This window comes from Anaerococcus sp. C0059F3 (genome assembly GCF_056590475.1).
This window is the reverse complement of the sequence record NZ_JBWPWE010000006.1, coordinates 121896-143184: the sequence shown is the minus strand read 5'-3', so window position 1 is coordinate 143184 and position 21289 is coordinate 121896. Positions and strand designations below refer to the sequence as shown.

The following is a 21289-nucleotide window of genomic DNA, read 5'->3' as shown; positions in this document are numbered from 1 at the left end:
AATATTTGCAAAATAATAAGGCACGTGATATAATAATGATGTAAACATTTTCACAGTTGAATAAATCAGAGACAGAGAGCTAATAACCAAGGTAGTTCTCTGTTTTTTTATTCACAGAAAGGAGAGAAAATGAGAGATATATTTTTAGGCGAAATGGTCGGTACACTCATACTTATTTTACTAGGTAACGGAGTTGTAGCAAACGTTTCTTTAAACAAAAGTGGTATGCAAGGCGCTGGTCCTATCCAAATCACCATTGCTTGGGGTCTAGCAGTTCTTATTCCAGCAACCATATTTGGTGCCCTAACAGGTGCTCACTTCAACCCAGCACTAACAATAGCTTTAGCATTCAAGGGTGATGTGGCAGCAGATGCTGTTCCAGTATACATAGCTGGTCAATTGCTTGGAGCTTTCCTTGGTCAATGTTTAGTATATGCCCTATTCAAAGACCATTACGATGCAACAGCAGATAACCCAGTAGGAGTAAGGGGAACATTCTGTACAGCACCAACAATTCCTAATACTGGCAGGAACCTCCTATCTGAAATAGTTGGTACCTTCGTACTTGTATTTGCCATCCTTGGTTTTGGCAATGTAGCAGGCGCTGGTGGAGTCGGAGTTGACAAATTATTCGTTTACGGCCTCATTGTTTCTATAGGTATGTCACTAGGCGGTTTAACAGGTTATGCTATCAACCCAGCCAGAGACCTTGGTCCAAGAATTGCTTACGCAGTCCTTCCAGTTAAGAACAAAACAGACGCTAACTGGGGATATGGTTGGATTCCAGTAGTAGGCCCAATAATCGGTGGACTTATCGCAGTTGTCTTATTTAATTTTATATTCTAGTATAGGAAAACCCCTCGATTGAGGGGTTTTTCTATTGGCAAATTTTCTTAAAAAGCTTAATCACTTTTATCGTCCTAAGCCTATAAAAAAATCAAAGTAAGATTTTTAGATCAGTCCTAAATTCAATTTAGATTTGCATCTTATTTTATATGTATTAAACTAATCTTATCCAAGATTCTGACCTCCTTGTTTAATTGTGCATGTGATTATCATAATTAAAGGAAAAGGAGGTCGTTTTTTTGTTTACATAAGATCAAATGCTGGGCTATACACAAAAATTTGCCAATAAATTCAATAACAAAATAAGCTAACTTATGTAAATTCTCTTATTTTTACAATTATTTTAAGCAAGGTACTTTAAAATAGATCTTTGACAATGATTTTTCTTACATATCTCCTATTTAAGGACAAAAAAATCCTCCAGCCTGCGCCTGGAGGATTTGTTTTTATGAAGCCTTTGATGTAGCTATTACTCTGATTCCTGTTCCTGCTACGTCTTCTATTACGCAGTCACCAATTTTTACTGGTGCATCTATATGGGCCTTGTTTATTTCTTTCATTACTTCCATTATTTTTCCCTTTGGAATAGGTTCTTCTGTTTTGACCGAAACAGAATATTGGTCTGCTCCGTCTACCCTAGCTGTGGAAGTGACAACCCTTACTGGGTTTGTTAGTTCATTTCTAGCATAAACTTCACCTCTCTTGCAAGTATTGCCAGTGATATTTGTGATTTGTCCATCTTCTACTGTAACGCTGACTGTGCAGCCAAGTGGGCAATTTATACAGGTTAATTCTTTGATCATAAGCTCTCCAATCTTACTTCGATTTTTTCGCTATTTTCGTCTAAATCACTTTTCTTAAGAACCAAGTCTTCCATTTCACCTGGGGCAAATACTATCTTTCTCTTTTGGGCAACTTCTTTGCCGTCTACTTCTAGAACTAATCTTGATTTTTGATAGATATTGTTTACCCTAAACCTAATTACTACTTCATCTCTCATTGAGCCTGGGGCTATATATTGAGGAACTGTGTAGGTTACGCCATTACCTGGTGTGAGATGGATTTTCTTTTCATTATCTGCTTTAAATTCATCTTTAATGTAGGCTGCTGCGTTTTCGCCTGCAAGTTCACTTTCTTCTGTTACATAATCTACTAGGTCGTGAACGTGAAGGACGTTTCCTGCTGCAAATACGCCATCTATTGAAGTCATCATTCTGTCGGATACTTCTGCACCCTTAGTTCTTGGATCCATCTTAATCTGGGCATCCCTGCTTAGTTCGTTTTCAGGGATAAGACCTACTGATAGAAGGATGGCATCACATTCTACATATTCTTCTGTACCTGGGATGACTTTCATATTTTCGTCTACCTTTGATAGGTAAACACCCTCTACCCTGTCAGTTCCTTCTATATCAGAAATTGTTGTTGAAAAGTATAGTGGAATGTCAAAGTCGTTTAGACATTGGACTATATTTCTCTTTAGGCCGCCTGAATACGGCATAATTTCTGCCACGCACTGAACTTTAGCTCCCTCTAGGGTCATACGTCTTGCCATTATTAGGCCTATATCACCAGATCCTAGGATTACAATCTTTTTACCTGGCATAAAACCATCAAGGTTTACTAATTTTTGAGCTGTACCTGCTGAATATACACCAGCTGGACGAGATCCTGGAATGTTTAGGGCTCCTCTTGGTCTTTCCCTACAACCCATGGCAAGTATTACTGCCTTTGGTTTTATTTGGAACATTCCGTTTTCTTCATTCATTAGGGTCAAGGTCTTATCTGGGCTAAAGTCCATTACGATTGTATTTAATAAGACATCTATGTCTCGGTCTGCTACTATTTCTTCATATCTGCCTGCGTATTCTGGACCTGTCAATTCTTCTTTGAACCTATGAAGGCCGAAACCATTGTGGATACATTGGTTAAGGATGCCCCCAAGTTTATTATCTCTTTCTACGATTAAGACGTTTTTTACACCACAGTCATAGGCTCTGGCTGCTGCTGCAAGACCTGCAGGACCGCCACCTACTACTACTAAATCATAATTTTTCATTCTCTACTCCTACTTTACTCTTCCATCAACATAGTAAGATTCTTTTGAGTTTTTAACTACATCTGACATATCTTCATTAAGTTCGCGAGCTAAAATTTCCATTAAATGTGGTAAACAGAATCCGCCCTGGCACCTACCAGCGCTGGCCCTAACACGTCTTTTAATGCCGTCTACAGTCCTTGCTCCAAGTGGTCTATTTATTGCATCTACTATTTCACCTTCAGTTACAGATTCACACCTGCAGATGATTTTGCCGTAGAGTTTGTTTTTCTTAATTAGTTCTGAGTGTTCTTCAAGAGTCATCTCGCTTGTTTTTGGAATTGGTTTTCTATCAGGGTTGAAATTTTCATTTTCGGCAAAGCCATACTTGTCTGCTACTAGATTTGCCATGTATTTACCAATTGCTGGAGATGAGGTAAGTCCTGGAGATTCTATACCAACACAGTCAAAGAAACCTTCCTTGCTTTCTTGCAAGATAAAATCGCCACCAACTTCGTGGGCTCTGTTTCCTGAGAATGATGTGATTACCATTCTAACTGGGACATCTTTAACAGTGTGATTTGATTTTTCTATAACTTCTTCAAGTCTTTCTCTTGTTGATCTCCTGTCAGCCTTGTCATCTATAAAGTCTGATGTAGGTCCTACAAGGGTGTTGTTGTCAATTGTTGGACTTACAAGGATTCCCTTACCCTTATCAGATGGAAGGTTAAACATTACATGTTTTACAAAACCTGCTGTTTCCTTATCTAGGAGCAAGTATTCACCACGACGAGCCTTTATTTCGTATTTTTCGTCAGAAATTTGGTTGTGGAGTTCATCTGAATAGATACCAGCACAGTTTATAACTGCCTTTGTTTCAAAGTCACCATCATTTGTATGAAGAACCCAATGGTCGTCTTTTTGTTCGATTTTTTCAACCTTGGTATTAAATTTATATTCAACACCATTGATGTTTGAAACTTCTGCATAGGCTATAGTCATTAGGAAAGGATCTAAGATTCCAGCTTCTGAGCAATATAGGGAAGCTACAACATCTTCTGTGATATTACCTTCTAGGGCTAGGGTTTCTTCCCTGTTTAGGATTTTCATGCCTTTAACGCCATTTGCTATACCATAGTCATATAATTTTTGAAGATTTGGCATATCTTTTTCATCGTGGCATAAAACAAGGGTTCCTATTTTCTTATAAGGAAATGCATATAGTTTGCTTTCCTCATCCATCATCTGGTTACCTTCTACGTTAAATTTTGCCTTTAGGGTACCTGGTTCAGCGTCATAACCGCCGTGGCAAATACCAGAGTTTGCCTTACTTGTTTCAGTACAAACATCTTCGTTTTTTTCAAGTAATAAAAATTTTCCTTTTTTCTTTGATAGGTGGCAAGCGACTGAAGCTCCAACAACTCCTCCACCAATTATTATTACATCAAACATCTTTACTCCTTTTATGTAAAAAACTATATAGAAAAACGAGCGCAAGTATAGAATACTTACGCTCATCTCTCTCCGTTCTTATTAAGTTATATCTATTATATCACAGATTTGAATTTCAATCAATTATCATTCTTCGTAGTGTTTTGCCCAGTCGAAAGATCTAGCAATAGCTCTTTGCCAGTTTCTATCTTTCTTATCTCTTTCTTCTTTAGAGATAGTTGGTTCAAAGGCTTGGTCTACTAATCTGTATTCTCTGATTTCGTCTTTATCTTTGTAATATCCTGTTGCAAGACCTGCAAGGTATGAAGCGCCTAGAGCTGTTGTTTCTAATGTCTTTGGTCTTTCTACCTTAGTTTGGATCATATCAGCTTGGAATTGCATTAGGAAGTTGTTTGCACTTGCACCACCGTCTACCTTTAGTTCGTGAAGTGGGTGACCAGCGTCTCTTTCCATTGAAGCTAATACGTCGTTTGTTAGATATGCAAGTGATTCAAGGGTTGCCCTAACGATGTGATATTTATTTGTACCACGTGTTAAGCCAACGATAGCTCCTCTTGCATATGGGTCCCAATATGGAGCACCAAGACCTGTGAAGGCTGGAACTACGTAGCAACCATTTGTATCGTTAACTTTTGTTGCCATGTATTCTGTATCATCAGCAGCGTCAACAATTCTTAATTGGTCTCTTAACCATTGGATAGCAGAACCTGCAACAAAGATAGAACCTTCAAGAGCATAGTCTACTTTTCCTTCTTCAAGACCCCAAGCTATTGTTGTAACAAGGCCGTTTTCAGATTTAACAGCTTCTTCGCCTGTGTTCATAAGTAGGAAGGCACCTGTACCATAAGTATTTTTAGCATCTCCCTTTTCAAAACATGTTTGACCAAATAAAGCAGCTTGTTGGTCACCTGCTATACCAGCTATTTTGATTTCGCCATCAAAGTAGCCTGGGAAGGTTGTTCCATATACATAAGAAGAAGGTTTAACTTCTGGAAGCATGCATTTTGGAATATTTAACATTTTAAGAAGTTCATCATCCCATTCAAGGGTATGGATGTTGAAAATCATTGTTCTTGATGCGTTTGAATAGTCTGTAACGTGAACTTTACCACGAGTTAGGTTATAAACTAACCATGTATCAACTGTACCAAAGAGAAGTTCGCCATTTTCAGCTCTTTCTTGGCCGTTTTCTATGTGGTCAAGGATCCATCTAATCTTTGTAGCAGAGAAGTATGGGTCTAAAACAAGACCAGTTTTTTCTTGAACCATGCCCCTATAACCGTCTGCAACGAGTTTGTCAGCCATATCAGCAGTTCTTCTACATTGCCAAACGATTGCATTGTAAACAGGTTTACCGGTATCCTTTTCCCAAACTATAGTAGTTTCTCTTTGGTTTGTAATACCAATAGCCTCGATGTCTTCAGCTGTTACGCCAAGTTTTGCCATAGCTTCTGTACATACACCTATTTGAGTTGACCAGATTTCTGTTGCGTCATGTTCTACCCAACCTGGATGTGGGAAAAATTGTGTAAATTCTTTCTGAGCAACTGACATAATTTCGCCTTTTTTATTGAAAATTATCGCTCTGTTACTTGTTGTTCCGGCATCTAACGCCATAATGTACTTACTCATATCTACTCCTTTACATTTTCCATACTGCATAATTAGAACTTGAGACCGCAATGGCACCTGCATTTAAGGCGTCAACTACATCAGACTTATCCCTTATAAGTCCCCCAGCTACAAGGGGTGTAGGATATCTCTTGCTGATTTCACCAATCATCTTAGGCATAATACCAGGCAAAACCTCTAAAAGGTCAGAGGATGTTGTTTTTATTGTATCCTTGACACTCTCATAGGATAGGCTGTCTAGAAGGAAGAACCTAAAGACTGTGCAAAGTCCTATTTTTCTGGCTTCGTAGGCATTTTGTGCCCTAAGTGTAATGATTCCGTCAGCGTCTGTGTATTTTTTGATAAAACTAGGCGAAAAGTGAGATGATGACAATCCTTCAACTAGGTTTTCATGAACAAAAACTATCTTATCCTTGTCTTTTAATTTTTTGACAATTGTTGGAATCGTTTCGATATTACCATAAAGAATAAAGACGACCTTGTTGTCTGAATATTCTTCCTTCAAACATTCCCTTAAGTCTTTGCCATCTTTGATGGCCATAATTACTGGATTTTCATATAAGACTTCTCTAATATCTAGCATATCTCTCCCTAAACGCATAAAACGAGCCTAAAATTAATCAAGCTCGTTTCTCTCATTATTATCATGTATCATTATAATATCACACTTTTACTTTTTTTGCAAGTGTTTTCATAAAAATATTTTATTTATTTAAATAAATCTAGCTCAGCTTGGGTCAATTCCCTATAGTCACCTTCATTTAAATATGGATCTAAGACTAAATCTCCGATAGCCGTTCTCTTTAAGCCGATGACCTGGTTTCCAAGATTAGCAAAAAGTCTTTTAACTAGGTGATATTTTCCTTCAGTGACCTTAACTATAGCTTCCTTTTCTCCGGTAATGATTAGTTCAGCTGGTCTTGCTGTGTAATCGTCTTCCTTTATATAGACTCCCTTTTTAAATTCTTCTACCAAGTTTTTTTCTATTGGGTCTCGGGTTTGGACCTCATAAATTTTGGTGATATTTGAATTTGGACTTGTTATCTTGTGGATAAATTTCCCGTCTGTTGAAAGGATAATTAAGCCCCTTGTGTCCTTATCAAGCCTTCCTGCAATTGATAGATCATAGTTAAGATAAAAGTCATCTAGCAAATCGATTACTGTTTTTTCTGTATCTTGGGTTGCGGATAAGACTCCAGCTGGTTTATTTAAAATCAAGTAAAGATTTTCTATATATTCCACAAAATGGCCCATATAAAAAACTTCGTCAACCATAGGATCTACCTGAACTGAAGAATCCTTGACAACCTCTCCATTTATCACAAGTGCCCCTTTTTTGGCATTTCTTTTTATATTCTTCCTGGTGTCTAGACCAGTATTTCCAATCATCTTATCTACTCTCATTTATTTCCCTTTTCTAAAACCCTATCCATCGCAGCCTTCAAACTGTCATAGGACTTGTAAAAATCATCCAAATATCGTCTACCCGATTCTGTTATATAGTAATATTTTCTCATTGGCCCCTTTTTTGATTCCTTGAAAGTACCTATTATCAAGCCTTTTTTGATGAGTCTGGTGAGTATTGGATAAACTGTGCCTTCTGTCATATTGTAAAAACCCTTTAGCTTGAGTTCTTCAATGATTTCATAGCCATAGGTTTCCTTGTTTTTGATTATGTGGAGGATTATTCCGTCGATAAGCCCCTTTAACATCTGTGTATCTATCATAAGGCCTCCTATCTATATTGTATTACATAGTAGCTATCTTTCAATTTCTCTTGCAAAAATACTTCATCTGGCAATATTTACAAGATTCGATGTCGTCTGTTCTCCTGTAACCGATATTCCTATCAATCATCCTAGCGACCTTGTCAATTTCATTTATGTCAAAATCTGTAGGTTCAATTTCTATAAGCCTGTCTTCCTCGATAAAATATAAATACATATTGTTTAGATGATGATGGTTGCCTAAAATCAGCCACCTGTAGGTCATAAGCTGGCCCTTGTAGGCTTGGATTAAGTCCTCATTGTATGATCCAGTTTTTATATCCACAATCGACCCGTCAGAGAGACTTAAATCGACCTTACCTTGGAGGATGTAAAAATTTCTATCGAGTTTGTAGTTTGTCTCAACACCAGTTATTTCAAAGTCTCTTTTGATGAAATTTTCAAGAGAGTTTTTGTATTGAGGATTTTTTTCAAGGAATTTCATAAGATTTTCCCTGTCATTTGGCATTAGGCTGTAATATTCTGCAAGCTTATGGGTGTTGGTACCGAAAGATAAGGCTCTTGTTGAAGGGGATTTGAAAGATAATTTCCTCACAAACCTATATTTTAAAGAGCAAGTCCTAAAGACTTCTATGTCTGTGGTATAGGCTAAAATCGGTTTTTCCTTTTTCTCCTCAGTCCTTTCAAAATCAAGGCTCTTGATGGCTGATGACCTTGGAAAGGATTCAGAAAACTTGCTTAACCTATAGTCTTCGCTATTATCCAAAAGAACCAAAAGATTTTTGGCCCTGGTAAAGCCAGTGTAATATTTTCTGTAAAAATCTTTAACATAAGAATAGTCACCAGGGTCAAAGTCTGCTAAAAATCCAGGTTTGGAAGGCTTTGCCGAATCGTAAAGACCCGATATAAAGACAACTTCAAACTCAAGTCCCTTAGCCTGGTGGATAGTCATGAAATTCACTGCATCCTTGTGGCTATCTATATTTGCATATTCCTCTATGGACCTTGACACAAAAAGATATTCCAAATATGAAGATATAAATTCTTGGTAGTGGGCCTTGGGATTTGGCGCCTTAAAAATTTCATCAAAGTCCTTGGCAAGATTAATCATTGTGGAAATATTTCCCAAAATTCTTGCTCCGTCTAGGTCCTCTTCGTCCATGATTAAAAATTTCCTAAAATATTCAAGACCCATAGCCTTGTAAAAGAGGTCTGTAATCGAAAGATTAATTTCTTTTTCAGCCTCTATGAAATTTTGAATTTCCCCATCTGCTTTTAAGGCCTCATCTTTTCCTAAATAATGCAAGTAGTTTTTGTACTTGGCCTTATTTTTTGCAAAGCCACCATAAATTGTGGAAGGATCTTCATAGGTGGTTTTAATCCCACCAATTTTCAAGATTAGGTAGATAAAACCCCTGATTTCATCCCTCTTAAAAAACTGGGAAGATTTTTTATTCAAAACCCTAATCCCAGCTTTTTCGAAATAAGACTGGAGTTTTGAAACATAGGCGTGGTTTAAGGAAGGAAATAAAAATGCAATCTGGCCAAGATTTATGTCCTGCTTTAAAATCCTAATTATTGTTGCAAGGTTTTTAAGCTCATTTGCCCTAGCCCTTACAATTGTATTTGGATTTGCTTCCTTGTCATTAGACCTCAAAGTTTTTTTGTTGTTTTGGCCATAATCTTTGTTATCAAGCCATTTTAGGGACTTATCAATTATAGCTTGGTTGGACCTATAATTTATATCGAGTTTGTAGGTAAAGGCCTTGCGGCCCTTGGCCTTAAAAAACTTTTCTGAAAAATCTGTGAGATTTCTAGGATCTGCCCCCCTAAAAGAATAAAGGGACTGGTCGTCATCACCAAAAACCATAATTTCCTTATCTTTTACCAAAGAAAAGGCAATTTCTTGCTGGATATAGTTTGTATCCTGGTATTCGTCGACGATTACAAAATCAATTCCATTTCTAATTTCCTCTCCCCTAACAGGATCTTTTAAAAGCAGGTAAAAATCCCTCAATATCATCTGGAAATTAATCAGATTTTTTTCTCTGAGGAGCTTTTCGTGGGTTAGAAAAATTTTACCAGCAAAAACTTCCCTAGGATTTTCTGACTTCAAAAGCTCTTCCACATCCATAAGTTTGTTGGTGATTTCTTCGTAAATTCCCTTAATTTCCCAGGCATGGTTGTAGGTTATGTATTTTTCGTAATCTTCTATATTTTTATAAAGATCTAGGTTTTTTTCTATCAAATAGCCTTCTACAACCTGGTCTATAACCTTGGCATCCAAAAAAGGCCTATCAAGAGATGGATATTTTTCAAGAAAATCAAGGGCAAGAGAGTGGAAATTGCCAATCATCATGTCCTTAAGTTCAGTCTTGATCCCTTCCCTATTAAATTCAGAAATAATCCTTGTTTGAAGCTCGCTTGCGGCTTTTTTTGTGAAGGTTGTAATCAAAATCCTGTTCGGGCTAAGACCCTGGTTTTTGATTATGGAAATTACTTTTTTTACGATTGTGTAAGTCTTTCCTGTCCCAGGCCCTGCAATAACAGCGGCAGGCGTCTGGGCTTTTTCAATAATTATCCTTTGGCTTTCATTTATCATAAGAATCTCTCATAGCAAATTCTAGGCTTTTTTGTCCCTTCTTCGTCAATAAAAATTTGCCCAATCTTTCTAAAACCGAGCTTATTAATTAGGCCACGCATCTTGAAATTATCCTCATGGGTATCAATCCTTAAGGCATCGAAAGAATTTTTCTCAGCATGGATTATAATATCTATAAAAAATTTTGTAGCAATTCCTCTCTTGGTCATATCTAGGTCAACCGCAAAGGTGTGAATAGTAAGAGGTTTTTTGCCTTCAAAGTCATCCTCCCAAGGCTTATAGGCTTCCTCCTTCTCATCGGATAAAAAGGCATAGGCACAAATCACACCAAACTCTTCATAGACAAAAGATTTGCCAGTTGCAATCTGCCTTGCTAAAAAATCTTCATTCATAGAATCAATCTGCCATTGGTCAATCCCCTCATCCTTTAAAGATTTTTTCGCATTTACTATAATATTTACTATTTTATTTAAATCTTTAATTTCTGCTTTCCTCATATATCCATTATACTCTATTAAAGAAGGGTCTTAAGGATTGTTAAGGACTATTCAAAGTGATATAATATTGTTAAGTAATAGACAGAAAGGATAATATATGTACGATTATTTAATTATTGGTAACGGAATTAGCGGTCTTTCCGCGGCTGAAGAAATAAGGAAAAATGACCCAAAAGGTTCAATCTTAATAGTTTCAGACGAACACGGCCTTACTTATTGGAGAACCAGACTTTCAGAATTGATTGAAAAAGATTATACAGACGAGGAAATTCTTGTAAAGAAAGAAAACTGGTATCAGGAAAAAAATATAGAAGTCAAACTTGACACCCACATAGAAAAAATCGACAAAGAAAATAAAAAAGCCATAGGAAAAGACGGTGCAGAATACGAATACGGCAAGCTTTTGATAGCTACAGGATCTCATGCTTTTGTACCACCTATCAAAAACGCTGATGCAGAAGGTGTTTTTGCCATTAGAAGCTCAGACGATTTAAAACATTTTAAAGAATACCTTAACGACAAGAAAAAGCTAATAATCATAGGTGGCGGTATCCTAGGCCTTGAAGCAGCCAACTCTATTTCCCACCTAGGCATTGAAATCACAATCGTTGAAGCCTTTGACTACCTTCTTGCAAGACAACTTGACAAGGGCCTTTCACAAAAATTAGAAAAGGCCCTAAATGAAATGGGTATGAAGACCCTCACAGGCAAATTCAGCGAAGAAATCCTAGTAAAAGACGGCAAGGTTTGTGGCCTAAAACTAACCGACGGCACAGAACTCGTAGCTGACGCTATCATGATCCAAGCAGGTGTTAGGGCAAATATAGAAATAGCTACAAATTCAAATATTCCTACAGACAGGGGAATCCTTGTTGGAGAAAACCTACAAGTAGAAAATGAGGACATCTACGCTGCAGGAGACGTTGCCCAAATTGGAAACTTCTCAATAGGTCTTTGGACAGCATCTATGGAAATGGGTAAAATCGCTGGTAGCAACATGACTGGCGATAATAAATTATATGAACAACCAAAACCATTCTCCACCCTCATGCTTGGCGACATCAAGCTATTTTCAGCAGGCCAAAATGCTGGTGATGGTATAGAAGAAGTCAAAAAAGAAGACGGAGAGAAAATCTACAAACTCTTTAAAAACGGCGATAAATTTGTAGGCGGCATCCTCTGGGGCGACATAAAATACCAAATGGATGTGAAGAAAATCGTCTTTGAAGGAGTAGATCCAAAAGAAACCAAACTAGGCAGCGAAATTTTTGACCTATAAAAACAAAAGTCAGTACCAAATGGTGCTGGCTTTTTTATCTAAAATTAACTAAGATCTTGCGAATCAAATTTATAAATATATATTTTTGTAAAAAGCTTATTTATATGCTATAATTACTTTAATTAGTTATTTTATTAGTGATAAATTGGAGGAAATTTAACATTCTTACTTGCTTATGTAAGTGTTAATTAAAAAATATGACAGAATCAAAAATCAAAAAAATATTTAAAGAAATCTTAGACTGGGTAAAGACCATTGCCATTGCCCTTTTGATTACATTTTTCATCAAGTTTTTCATAATAGACCTGACCCGCATTTCGGGACATTCTATGGAAAATACCCTCTTTACCGACGATTTAGTTGTGGTTGAAAAAATCTCAAGAAATATTACCCACAAATATAAACGTGGGGATGTGATAATCTTCCATAGCCCAACAGAAAATAAACTTTATGTAAAAAGAATAATCGGCATGCCAGGAAACCAAGTCGACCTTAAGGATGGAAAGTTTTATATAAATGGTGATGAACTTGACGAACCATATTACACAACAGGAGATTTTACTGAAAGTAAGGGTGAAAATCAGTGGTTCCTAGGCTACGATGAGTACTTCATGGTGGGCGATAACAGGCCAAAATCAAACGACTCAAGAAAATTCGGCCCAGTTCACCAAACAAATTTCCTAGGCAGGGCTCTTATTAGAATCTGGCCTTTTGATAAAATCAAAAAATTAAATTAAAAATTCAAAAACCCTCGCTCAAGCGAGGGCTATTTTTATGAAATTTTGTCGTTTACTTTTGTTTTCATACCCATGCTTATAAGTATAAATACTAAAGAAAAGGCTAGCATTATTCCTATGTTTGGCAGGATTGTACTAAGGCTTGGGTTTTCTAAAACCATCTCATTATTTTTAATATAGTAATAGGATGGGAAAATTTTTCCTAGTGTCAAAGCGGTTTTTGAAAGTAGGGCTTGAGGTACAAAGGCACCGCACAAAAATGATGATCCCAAGGATACAACTTGCATGACACCTGAAATGGTGTTTTCATTTGATATTAGGCTCGAAATGAAAACTGCCATGGTCACAACACTGATTGTGAAAATCAAGGAATTTGCCATCATTAAATTTATGTGGGCGGCAGAAAAATCGTATTTGTAGAGAATAACAAATAGCAAAATATAAAGGGCCCACACTATAAGGCCTGTGCTTATGTGGCCTAAAATCAATTCCATATTCATCCTTGCCTTTGGCATTGGACTTACTCCATTTCTCATGGCTAAGCTTTTCTTTTTATAAACACTAACTATTGTTGATACAATCAAAAGGACCTGGGCAAGGATAAGGTAATTTATGAAATTAAAATAAAAGACCGAATCATCTGCCCCAGCAATATCGACTTTGCTTTTTATTTTAACATCTACCTGTTTTGCCAAATCTTTATTTGTATATTTGATGGCTTCATTCGTATCAAAACCAGCTTGCTCATAGGCATCAACCTGGCTTAGGTATTGGTTTACATGCTCTTTAACAGCCATACCGTACATATCATCAGGTGCCTGTTTAAAATTCACCTTCCTTGTTTGGTCAAAATCTTTTGGAATAACAAGACTTGCGCTTATTATCTGATAAAAAAGCTTATCTTCAACAAGTGACTCATCCATTTTCTTAATCACAGCTTTCTTATCCAGATAATCATAAAGTCCCTCTGATAAATCAGTCTTTGCCTCATCTTTCAAATAAATATTAGGCCTTACATCTGTGTAAAAATCATTCTTATCAGACTTGGTTGAAAAGCTAAGAATGGCAAGAAAAATTAAAGTGTATAGAATAATAGAGACCTTATGGGCCATGGCTATTTTAAAATAATTTTTAAAGACTCTCATATTCCTTACCCCTCATAAAAAACATAGATCCAGCCAAGAATACAGCACTTATAAGCACTAAAAGACCAAGATTTTCATAAAACCTAGATGTAGAATCGTAATAATACAAAGAATAAATCGCATCTGTGACCACAGCCACAGGATTGATTTTGCCTAGGATTGGGAAATTCTCTTGAATAATGACTTTCATACTTGAAATCATCATTCCCGATAGAAAACTCATTAACATGGTAATTGCAATTCCAAGATTTATCTTAAATTCAATATTTTTCTTGTTTGAAACTCCTATAAAAATCCCAAAGGCAACTCCTGTTAGAGATGAAATCAGACTTAGAAGTATCAAAAGCGGCTTTCTATCCCCGAAATCAACTCCAAGAGCTCTATCAAGGTAGAAAATAAAAACTAGGGTGATTATGAAATTTATAAGCCAAGAAACGAGGACAGATGCTGATAAGCTTACCGATTTTTTTATAGGTGCTACTGCATTTCTCTTGGCATTTACAGACAAATTTGCCTCGTATTGGTAGATTACGTAAAGGCCCCACATGTAGCCGTAAATGGTAGTCATACCTATCAAAGTGTAAAAAAAGGCATTTATAGGGTCCATATTTTTCCTAGACTCATCTTTGATGTGGTTTTCGATATTTATTAGCTTTGAAATATCAGTCTGAGGATTCTTTTCCATTGCCCTTTTTATCATCTCAGATTTTTGGACATAGTCATTTAGGATTGTCTCTACAATAGTTTCCTGGATTCCAGATTTTTTGGTAATAATTTTATCCTTAGCCTCTATATAGGCCCTGACATCAGGATTTGTATCTAAAATCCCTTTATCTTTTGCCTTTGTAATCCTAAAATAATCCTCATCTTCCATAGTTTCTAGGAAATTTTTAAAATTTTGATCTTCAAATGCGGATGTGCTCACTCCAATTTCTATAGGGTCAAATTTGTTATTGTCACTTATGCCTCCAAAAGCAAGTTTGAAAAACATTCCCAGAATCATCGGAAAAACCAAGGCCCAAAAGACCATGGCCTTTTCCCTTAAAAGAAATCTAAAAGTATTTTTAAAAGAATGCCAAAACATACTAGTCCCTCAAATCCTTGCCAGTAAGGTCTAAGAAAACATCATTTAGACTTGGTTTTTCAACATTAATAGACCTATAAGAAACTTTATTATCGCTTAAGATTCTAACAAGGCTTAAAAGATTTTCTTCACTTTTAGAAAAAGTCATCTTGCAAGTCCCATCCTTATAGGCAAAATCTATTATATGGCCCATATTTCTAAGTTTTTCTTTTACATCATCAGTCAAATCATCCGCCACAAAGGAAATTTTTTCGCTAACATCAATCATATCCTTTAACTCATTTGAAGTGCCATTTGCAATAACTTTCCCCTTATCAATTATAACTATGTCATCGCAAAGAAAATCAACCTCATCCATGTAGTGGGATGTATAAATAATTGTAGAACCCTCCTCGTTTAGCTTTTTGATTCCCTCCAAAATGTTATTCCTAGATTGGGGATCAACAGCCACAGTCGGCTCATCGAGGATGATTATATCAGGTCTGTGGGCAATGCCACAGGCAATATTTAGCCTTCTTAAAAGACCTCCTGAAAGTTTTTTGGGCTTAAATTTTACAAAGTCATTTAGGCCAACTAGGTCCAAAGTCCTTTGAATTAGCTCTTCTCTTTCCTTCTTATCCCTTATGTAAAGACCACAAAAATAATCGATATTTTCATAGACATTTAGTTCGTCATAGACGCCTACGTCTTGGAAAACTACCCCGATTTTTTTCTTTATATCATAGGCATCTGGACTCATTTCCTTACCATATATTTTCACACTGCCAGAGTCTTTCTTTAAAAGACTAAGCATGCAGTTAATTGTTGTCGATTTTCCCGATCCATTTGGACCCAAAAGCCCTAAAATACGACCTTTTTTGACGTCTAAATCAAGACCATCAAGGGCTGTTAGGTCCTTATATTTTTTGACAAGACCCCTAACTTCAATCAAATTCTCCATAAGACCTCCAAATTTTATTACCTACTTGTCTATATTAATCATAATAAATTTTCTTTCATTATAAGTAAATCTATTGTAAAATTTATGTTAAAAAAATCCACAAGCTTTTCACCTGTGGATTAAAATATTTTATAGCTTCATAGAATTTTGTCTTCTTCTTAGTCTTGTGATTGTCGCCTTTTCGTCGATTTTTACCATGGACATGTCTATTACAGTGTCTTTTGGTATATCAACGATTGCTTCAGTTTTTGGTGTTATTAGGCCTATTGGAAGTAGGTCTTCCTCTATGGACCTATCATGACTGGTTAGTTTACCAAAGACCTTGTCAGATCCGATTCCATCAAGTTTTTCACCCTTTTTAATATCTCTTTTTGCTATTGCAACAGTATCTGCCACCTGGCCGTGAATTGGAGCTATGGTTGGCTCATTTTCAACAACAGCATTGTAGATAGTAATTGGAGCTTCAAGACTTGTTAGATGGTATGGCCTGTAGAGTAAATAATTTGGACCATCTCCAAATCCTAAAAACTTCATCAAATCTCTTACATCTTCTTGGTCGCTGGTTACGATTATAAAGACACCTGGTGCCATGCCTGGAGAAAAATCCACAACCCCATATGAGTTTAAAATTCCCCCATCTTTTTTTAGCTTAAAGTCTTCTACAGCCATGTCAGGACTTGTTTTTATGCCGTGGCAACCAAAAGTATCTGGCAAAAATCCAAGAGCGTTACACACTGAGTTTAGCTCGATCATGGTATTTGTCCCATCGACGAAGCTTGTTAGCATTCTTGGTGATAATTTTTTGGATTTTGCTTCTTCTTCCAAAAGCTCTGCTGTGGCGTAATTATTTAGTGGATTATTTTTACCCTTGGCAGCTACAAGAACTTCAAGACCCATGCCATAAGCATTGTCCACAAGTTCCATAATTGCACCTGGCTCATCTCCTAAGATTCCTGTGTAGACCACGCCTGCTTTTTTGGCCATATCATGAAGAACTGGTCCAACTGTTGCTTCGCACTCAACATTAAAGCTAATCATGTGTTTGTGGTATTGGATAGTTTTACGAGCTATAACCGCCCCAAAAGGAGGATTGCCTGTACAATCCACAACTGCATTTATTTGTAATAATTTGTATGAAAGTCTGTAGTTTGTAGATACAGCCACATAGCCTTTTTCAAGGACTTCGTAGCCTTCGTTATAATCATCTGTATAGATAATCTTATCTTCAGAAATTCCAGCCTTAACCAAAGCATTGATGGCCTTTCTTGGATTCCTATCTACAACTAATTTGACTTCCATGGCGTCAAGTTTGGATAATTGGCTGATTAAAGATCCACCCATCTTGCCGCAACCTATAATTGCGAGCTTGATGCTTTCGCCATTATCTCTCATTTCTCTTAACTTTCTATTTATCTTTAACATTATTTTCCTCTCTATCATTTCCTAAAAGGCCCATCGCACACGCCTTGGCTGACGAGTAGGCCCACTGGATATTATAGCCTCCACAAGCGCCGTCCACATCTAGGACTTCGCCTATAAAGTAAAGATTTGGTATGATTTTGGATTCAAAAGTTTCTTTATCTACAAAGTCAGTATCAATACCGCCTATGGTAACCTGGGCATTTTCCTCGTCATTTATAGCAGTGATTTTAAATCTCAAATCCTTGATAGTCCTGATAAGTTTTTTAATTTCTCCATCAGCCATACCGCTAACCTTCATCTTACCCTTTAATTTTACCCTATTTAGGACGTCAATGATAAGTTTTGTGTTCAAAAAACCCATTAAAGCTTCTTCGATGGTCTTATTAGGATTTTTTTCTCCTATGTTTTTTATGATTTCACCTAGCTTTTCTTCGCTATAATCAACCAAAAGATCAAGGCAAACCCAAATATCTTTCCCATCCGCAAGTCCATAGGAAATCTCGTTTGAAAGGTCAAGGATTGCTGTGCCTGTAAGGCCATAAGATTGAAAAATCACGTCGTCTGTGGATTCTTTAATAAATTTGCCATTGACAAAAAGGCTGGTCTTAGCGGATACCCTCACCCCCTTGGCTTTTTTTGATAAGGGGTTTGCTGTTTTATAATTTGTAATCCCGTAGGTAAGCCTTGTGACCTTGTGGTAAGGCCTAAGGATTTCAAAAATTTTACCATCTGACCCTGATCCAGGAAGAGTAATCCCACCTGCCCCTATGACAAGCTTATCAAAGTAAATCTTAGCCTTATCCGTAATTACTAAATGGTTTTTAAAGTCAATGTCTTTTACCTGGTTTTCGAAAAGAAATTTTCCCCTGGCATTCAAATACAAAATATCCCTGATTGTCTTGGCACTTAAAGTCTGAGGATAACACCTACCTGAAGGAAGGGAAGTTGTCAAAATTCCAAGGTTATTTAAGAAATTTATCAAATCCTGGTTGTCGTATTTTTCTAGGGCGTTTTTATAAAAATCTCCTCCAGAAGAATGAAAATTATCTAGTGCTAAATTTAAGTTGGTGAAATTACACCTGCCATTACCTGTAGCAAGTAGTTTCCTACCTGTCTGGTCATTTTTTTCGAGAACTATGAGGTCGCCGTCATAGAGGTTGGCAAAAAACAAGCCTGCCACGCCTCCGCCTATCAATACGGTTTTCATAGTTTTCCTAAAATCTCTCTGATGGTCGCTTTTTCATTCCAAGGAGTTTTTTCATTGCCATGTAGTTTTATGAAATTCTCCTCACCCTTGCCCATAAAGAGGACGTAATCGCCTGGTTTTGCCATTCTTAGGGCTGCTTCTATGGCATCTTTCCTGTCCTTTATAAGTGTATAGGCACCGTAATTTTCTGCCATGCCAGCTACTATATCCTTTGATATATTTTCGTAAGTATCAAATTTTGGGTCATCTGTAGTGACAATGGCGTAAATCCCGTAATCAGAAACAGTCTTTCCGATTAGGTTTCTAAATTCAGCATTCCTATCGCCTTGGATACCAAAAACTGCAATTTTTTTCTTGTCTTCTGGTAGGGTTTTAAAAATTTCCTCAAAGGCCCTTGGAGTGTGAGCAAAGTCTACAATTATATTTAGGTCCTTGTCATTTTCTATATATTCAAATCTTGAACCAACACCTGGAAAGTCTGTTATTACCTCGCTTAGTTCTGTCAAACTTGCTCCCAAAATCTTAAGTGTGGAAATGGCTGCCAGATAATTATTAAGTTCAAAGTCTGCTATTGTCCTTATAAAAAAGTCAACGCCGTCAACCTTAAAGGAAATTCCCTCACTTGTCTTTGTCACATCTGTCGCTCTGATGTTGGCCCTTTCAGACTTTCCAAAGGTGAGGGTGTTTTCGTAGAGTTTTACAGCTTTTTCGCCCCAAGGATCGTCGATATTTGCTATTGTAATTTCAGAATTTTCAAAAAGAATCATCTTAGCCTTGAAATACTCATCCATAGTCTTGTGGTAATCGAGATGTTCGGTTGAAAGGTTGTTAAAAATTCCTACTTTAAAGCGAAGACCAGAGAGTCTTTTTTGGACTAGGCCGTGGCTAGATGCCTCGAGGGTCACATAATTAATTCCCTTTTCAAGACACTTTTCTAAAACCTTATTAATTTCAGTGATGTCTGGAGTTGTGTTTGAAGTTTCAATTATTTCTCCACCTACATTTGCCCCATCTGTGCCAATATTTGCGCAAGGGCCAAAGATTTTTTCAATCAGATAGGCTATTAATTTTGATGTGGTTGTTTTCCCATTTGTGCCTGTAACCCCGATAACATTTAGTTTTTCTGATGGGAAGTCTGTTATTAGGTTTGAAATTTGAGCCAAAGTTTCCCTTGGATCAACCACTTTCAAATAAGTAATACCTTCCCTATATTCCACATCATCTTTGTGGACAATAGCCTTGGCACCCTTTTCGATTGCTTCGTTAATATATTTGTGGCCATCAAAAATCGAACCCTTAACCGCTACAAAGATGTAGTTTTCTCCCACTTTTTGGGAATTATTGGTAACTTCCCTTATTTCAAAATCTGCTCCGTGTTTTATTTCTAAATATTTTATTTTCCTAACTAAGTCGCTTAGTTTCATCAATGTATGATATATCCCTTCTTGCCTATTACTTCTCTGATTTTTTTAACGTGGTCCATACCGTTAGTTTCAAGGGTTAGAACTACGTTTATATTCTTAAACCTGCTTGCTTCTTTAAAGCCGTCGTGCTCGATAGAAATGACATTTGCCTTGGTTTGGGCAATTTCTGTTAGAAGTCCTTGAAGCTTACCTGGTATATTTGGAAGCTCAACTTCAATTCTTGCGATACGTCCTGTTTCATATAGACCCCTGTTGATTAATTGGGAAATGAAAGACATATCGATATTACCGCCAGAAACTAGGCAGACAACATTTTTATTAAAGAAATTAAGTTTATCAAGGGCTGCTAGTGGAAGAATACCTGACGGTTCTGCAATTAGCTTGTGTTTTTCAATCAATTTGATAAAGGCCATGAGGATTTCTTCGTCAGTAACTGTAATCCAATCGTCCACATTATCCTTACAAATCTCATAATTTGCCTTACCAACAGTTGCAACTGCCGTACCGTCTGCGATTGTATCAACTCCCTCAAGAGTCACTATATGGCCTTGTTTGATGGCTTCTTTCATGCTCCTTGCAGAATAAGGCTCAACACCAATTACCTTGATTAGTGGCGAAATTTGTTTTAGACACTTGGCCACACCTGAAATAAGTCCGCCGCCGCCAACTGGAACCAAAACATAATCGACATACTTAAGCTCTTCAACAATTTCAAGACCGATTGTGCCCTGTCCTTCAATAACGTCTAGGTCATCAAAAGGAGGGATGAAGGTATAACCTTTTTCTTCGGCAAGTTTTAAGGCGTGTTCCTTGCATTCATCAAAGCTTGCCCCATAGAGAACAACTTCTGCTCCGTATTTCAAAGTGCCGTCGACTTTGATCATTGGAGTATGCTCTGGCATACAAATTACAGCTTTCATGCCAAGTTTTTGGGCAGAAAATGCCACACCTTGGGCGTGGTTGCCGGCAGATGCTGTAATAATTCCCTTATCATCAGCTTCTTTGTCTAATTTAGATAATTTGTTGTAGGCTCCTCTTAGCTTGAAAGATCCTGTTTTTTGAAGATTTTCTGGCTTTATGTACACGTTGTTATTTGATGAATCAGAAAAAACCTCGGAATAAATTAGATGTGTAGGGTTGATTACCTCGTCAACTCTTGCCTTCGCTTGTTTAAAATCGAACATATGTCCCCCTTTTTAAATTAAGTACAAATTTAAGCTGGTTTTCGTAAACCCACTTATCTATTTTAATTATAAC

General features: G+C 36.9%; 19 protein-coding genes. 3 read left to right on the top strand and 16 right to left on the bottom strand.

From position 1 onward, the window contains the following. Window positions 1–129: 129 nt before the first annotated feature. Window positions 130–846 (top strand): MIP/aquaporin family protein, encoded by a 717-nt coding sequence (locus tag AC1EJ5_RS05555; RefSeq protein ID WP_311479498.1) that lies wholly within the window; start codon window positions 130–132, stop codon window positions 844–846. Between the two features lie 446 nt (window positions 847–1292). Here AC1EJ5_RS05555 and AC1EJ5_RS05550 read toward each other — a convergent pair whose 3' ends face one another. The 9 genes from AC1EJ5_RS05550 to AC1EJ5_RS05510 all read right to left on the bottom strand — a co-directional run bounded on the left by AC1EJ5_RS05550 (window position 1293) and on the right by AC1EJ5_RS05510 (window position 10794). Further along, a complete protein-coding gene (locus AC1EJ5_RS05550) occupies window positions 1293–1649 on the bottom strand; it encodes a DUF1667 domain-containing protein (RefSeq protein WP_223419318.1) in 357 nt (118 codons plus the stop codon). Beyond that, window positions 1646–2905, bottom strand: a complete 1260-nt coding sequence (locus tag AC1EJ5_RS05545) for an NAD(P)/FAD-dependent oxidoreductase (RefSeq protein WP_311486834.1) — start codon at window positions 2903–2905, stop codon at window positions 1646–1648. The genes AC1EJ5_RS05550 and AC1EJ5_RS05545 overlap by 4 nt, the downstream gene beginning before the upstream one ends. Before the next feature lie 9 nt (window positions 2906–2914). Next, complete coding sequence (locus AC1EJ5_RS05540) at window positions 2915–4336, bottom strand: FAD-dependent oxidoreductase (RefSeq protein ID WP_479815065.1); 1422 nt, start codon at window positions 4334–4336, stop codon at window positions 2915–2917. A 126-nt stretch (window positions 4337–4462) separates the two neighbouring features. Further along, a complete protein-coding gene (gene glpK / locus AC1EJ5_RS05535; RefSeq protein WP_223419311.1) occupies window positions 4463–5968 on the bottom strand; it encodes a glycerol kinase GlpK in 1506 nt (501 codons plus the stop codon). Window positions 5969–5978: 10 nt separating this feature from the next. Continuing rightward, window positions 5979–6551, bottom strand: coding sequence for a glycerol-3-phosphate responsive antiterminator (locus tag AC1EJ5_RS05530; RefSeq protein WP_311479492.1), 573 nt, complete (start codon window positions 6549–6551; stop codon window positions 5979–5981). 125 nt (window positions 6552–6676) lie between these two features. Further along, complete coding sequence (locus AC1EJ5_RS05525) at window positions 6677–7372, bottom strand: 16S rRNA pseudouridine(516) synthase (RefSeq protein ID WP_308749531.1); 696 nt, start codon at window positions 7370–7372, stop codon at window positions 6677–6679. Continuing rightward, window positions 7369–7695, bottom strand: a complete 327-nt coding sequence (locus AC1EJ5_RS05520) for a PadR family transcriptional regulator (RefSeq protein WP_308749530.1) — start codon at window positions 7693–7695, stop codon at window positions 7369–7371. Before AC1EJ5_RS05520 ends, AC1EJ5_RS05525 begins: the two co-directional genes overlap by 4 nt. Before the next feature lie 40 nt (window positions 7696–7735). Continuing rightward, window positions 7736–10297 carry an ATP-dependent DNA helicase gene (locus AC1EJ5_RS05515; RefSeq protein WP_308749529.1) on the bottom strand — a complete coding sequence of 854 codons (2562 nt, stop codon included), beginning with the start codon at window positions 10295–10297 and terminating at the stop codon, window positions 7736–7738. Beyond that, complete coding sequence (locus AC1EJ5_RS05510; RefSeq protein WP_308749528.1) at window positions 10294–10794, bottom strand: GNAT family N-acetyltransferase; 501 nt, start codon at window positions 10792–10794, stop codon at window positions 10294–10296. Before AC1EJ5_RS05510 ends, AC1EJ5_RS05515 begins: the two co-directional genes overlap by 4 nt. 97 nt (window positions 10795–10891) lie before the next feature. Between AC1EJ5_RS05510 and AC1EJ5_RS05505 the strand changes: the two genes are divergently transcribed. Next, on the top strand, window positions 10892–12073 hold the full coding sequence (locus tag AC1EJ5_RS05505; protein ID WP_308749527.1) for an NAD(P)/FAD-dependent oxidoreductase: 1182 nt from the start codon (window positions 10892–10894) through the stop codon (window positions 12071–12073). Between the two features lie 197 nt (window positions 12074–12270). Continuing rightward, the gene (gene lepB, locus AC1EJ5_RS05500) at window positions 12271–12810 is read left to right on the top strand and encodes a signal peptidase I (protein ID WP_308749526.1); all 540 of its coding nucleotides are present in this window, start codon (window positions 12271–12273) and stop codon (window positions 12808–12810) included. A gap of 35 nt (window positions 12811–12845) precedes the next feature. On the opposite strand, the gene AC1EJ5_RS05495 is transcribed toward lepB, so the two are convergent. The 7 genes from AC1EJ5_RS05495 to ilvA form a co-directional block, all read right to left on the bottom strand. Beyond that, a complete protein-coding gene (locus AC1EJ5_RS05495) occupies window positions 12846–13955 on the bottom strand; it encodes an ABC transporter permease (RefSeq protein ID WP_479815061.1) in 1110 nt (369 codons plus the stop codon). Beyond that, window positions 13942–15039 (bottom strand): ABC transporter permease, encoded by a 1098-nt coding sequence (locus tag AC1EJ5_RS05490; RefSeq protein WP_479815059.1) that lies wholly within the window; start codon window positions 15037–15039, stop codon window positions 13942–13944. The genes AC1EJ5_RS05495 and AC1EJ5_RS05490 overlap by 14 nt, the downstream gene beginning before the upstream one ends. A gap of 1 nt (window position 15040) precedes the next feature. Next, window positions 15041–15979, bottom strand: coding sequence for an ABC transporter ATP-binding protein (locus AC1EJ5_RS05485; RefSeq protein ID WP_348938184.1), 939 nt, complete (start codon window positions 15977–15979; stop codon window positions 15041–15043). Between the two features lie 129 nt (window positions 15980–16108). Next, on the bottom strand, window positions 16109–17401 hold the full coding sequence (locus tag AC1EJ5_RS05480; protein ID WP_479815057.1) for an NAD(P)H-dependent oxidoreductase: 1293 nt from the start codon (window positions 17399–17401) through the stop codon (window positions 16109–16111). Continuing rightward, window positions 17385–18608 (bottom strand): aminoacetone oxidase family FAD-binding enzyme, encoded by a 1224-nt coding sequence (locus tag AC1EJ5_RS05475; RefSeq protein WP_479815055.1) that lies wholly within the window; start codon window positions 18606–18608, stop codon window positions 17385–17387. The genes AC1EJ5_RS05480 and AC1EJ5_RS05475 overlap by 17 nt, the downstream gene beginning before the upstream one ends. Continuing rightward, entirely contained in the window at window positions 18605–20032 is a 1428-nt protein-coding gene (locus AC1EJ5_RS05470; protein ID WP_479815053.1) for a UDP-N-acetylmuramoyl-L-alanyl-D-glutamate--2,6-diaminopimelate ligase, read from the bottom strand. The genes AC1EJ5_RS05475 and AC1EJ5_RS05470 overlap by 4 nt, the downstream gene beginning before the upstream one ends. Continuing rightward, a complete protein-coding gene (gene ilvA / locus AC1EJ5_RS05465) occupies window positions 20032–21216 on the bottom strand; it encodes a threonine ammonia-lyase (RefSeq protein WP_308749058.1) in 1185 nt (394 codons plus the stop codon). The genes AC1EJ5_RS05470 and ilvA overlap by 1 nt, the downstream gene beginning before the upstream one ends. Between the last annotated feature and the right edge of the window lie 73 nt (window positions 21217–21289).

Bases quoted from the DNA above. Each gene is read 5' to 3' on its own strand.
- AC1EJ5_RS05555 (WP_311479498.1), top strand. From the start codon at position 130: ATGAGAGATATATTTTTAGGCGAAATGGTCGGTACACTCATACTTATT.
- AC1EJ5_RS05550 (WP_223419318.1), bottom strand. From the start codon at position 1,649: ATGATCAAAGAATTAACCTGTATAAATTGCCCACTTGGCTGCACAGTC.
- AC1EJ5_RS05545 (WP_311486834.1), bottom strand. From the start codon at position 2,905: ATGAAAAATTATGATTTAGTAGTAGTAGGTGGCGGTCCTGCAGGTCTT.
- AC1EJ5_RS05540 (WP_479815065.1), bottom strand. From the start codon at position 4,336: ATGTTTGATGTAATAATAATTGGTGGAGGAGTTGTTGGAGCTTCAGTC.
- glpK (WP_223419311.1), bottom strand. From the start codon at position 5,968: ATGAGTAAGTACATTATGGCGTTAGATGCCGGAACAACAAGTAACAGA.
- AC1EJ5_RS05530 (WP_311479492.1), bottom strand. From the start codon at position 6,551: ATGCTAGATATTAGAGAAGTCTTATATGAAAATCCAGTAATTATGGCC.
- AC1EJ5_RS05525 (WP_308749531.1), bottom strand. From the start codon at position 7,372: ATGAGAGTAGATAAGATGATTGGAAATACTGGTCTAGACACCAGGAAG.
- AC1EJ5_RS05520 (WP_308749530.1), bottom strand. From the start codon at position 7,695: ATGATAGATACACAGATGTTAAAGGGGCTTATCGACGGAATAATCCTC.
- AC1EJ5_RS05515 (WP_308749529.1), bottom strand. From the start codon at position 10,297: ATGATAAATGAAAGCCAAAGGATAATTATTGAAAAAGCCCAGACGCCT.
- AC1EJ5_RS05510 (WP_308749528.1), bottom strand. From the start codon at position 10,794: ATGAGGAAAGCAGAAATTAAAGATTTAAATAAAATAGTAAATATTATA.
- AC1EJ5_RS05505 (WP_308749527.1), top strand. From the start codon at position 10,892: ATGTACGATTATTTAATTATTGGTAACGGAATTAGCGGTCTTTCCGCG.
- lepB (WP_308749526.1), top strand. From the start codon at position 12,271: ATGACAGAATCAAAAATCAAAAAAATATTTAAAGAAATCTTAGACTGG.
- AC1EJ5_RS05495 (WP_479815061.1), bottom strand. From the start codon at position 13,955: ATGAGAGTCTTTAAAAATTATTTTAAAATAGCCATGGCCCATAAGGTC.
- AC1EJ5_RS05490 (WP_479815059.1), bottom strand. From the start codon at position 15,039: ATGTTTTGGCATTCTTTTAAAAATACTTTTAGATTTCTTTTAAGGGAA.
- AC1EJ5_RS05485 (WP_348938184.1), bottom strand. From the start codon at position 15,979: ATGGAGAATTTGATTGAAGTTAGGGGTCTTGTCAAAAAATATAAGGAC.
- AC1EJ5_RS05480 (WP_479815057.1), bottom strand. From the start codon at position 17,401: ATGTTAAAGATAAATAGAAAGTTAAGAGAAATGAGAGATAATGGCGAA.
- AC1EJ5_RS05475 (WP_479815055.1), bottom strand. From the start codon at position 18,608: ATGAAAACCGTATTGATAGGCGGAGGCGTGGCAGGCTTGTTTTTTGCC.
- AC1EJ5_RS05470 (WP_479815053.1), bottom strand. From the start codon at position 20,032: ATGAAACTAAGCGACTTAGTTAGGAAAATAAAATATTTAGAAATAAAA.
- ilvA (WP_308749058.1), bottom strand. From the start codon at position 21,216: ATGTTCGATTTTAAACAAGCGAAGGCAAGAGTTGACGAGGTAATCAAC.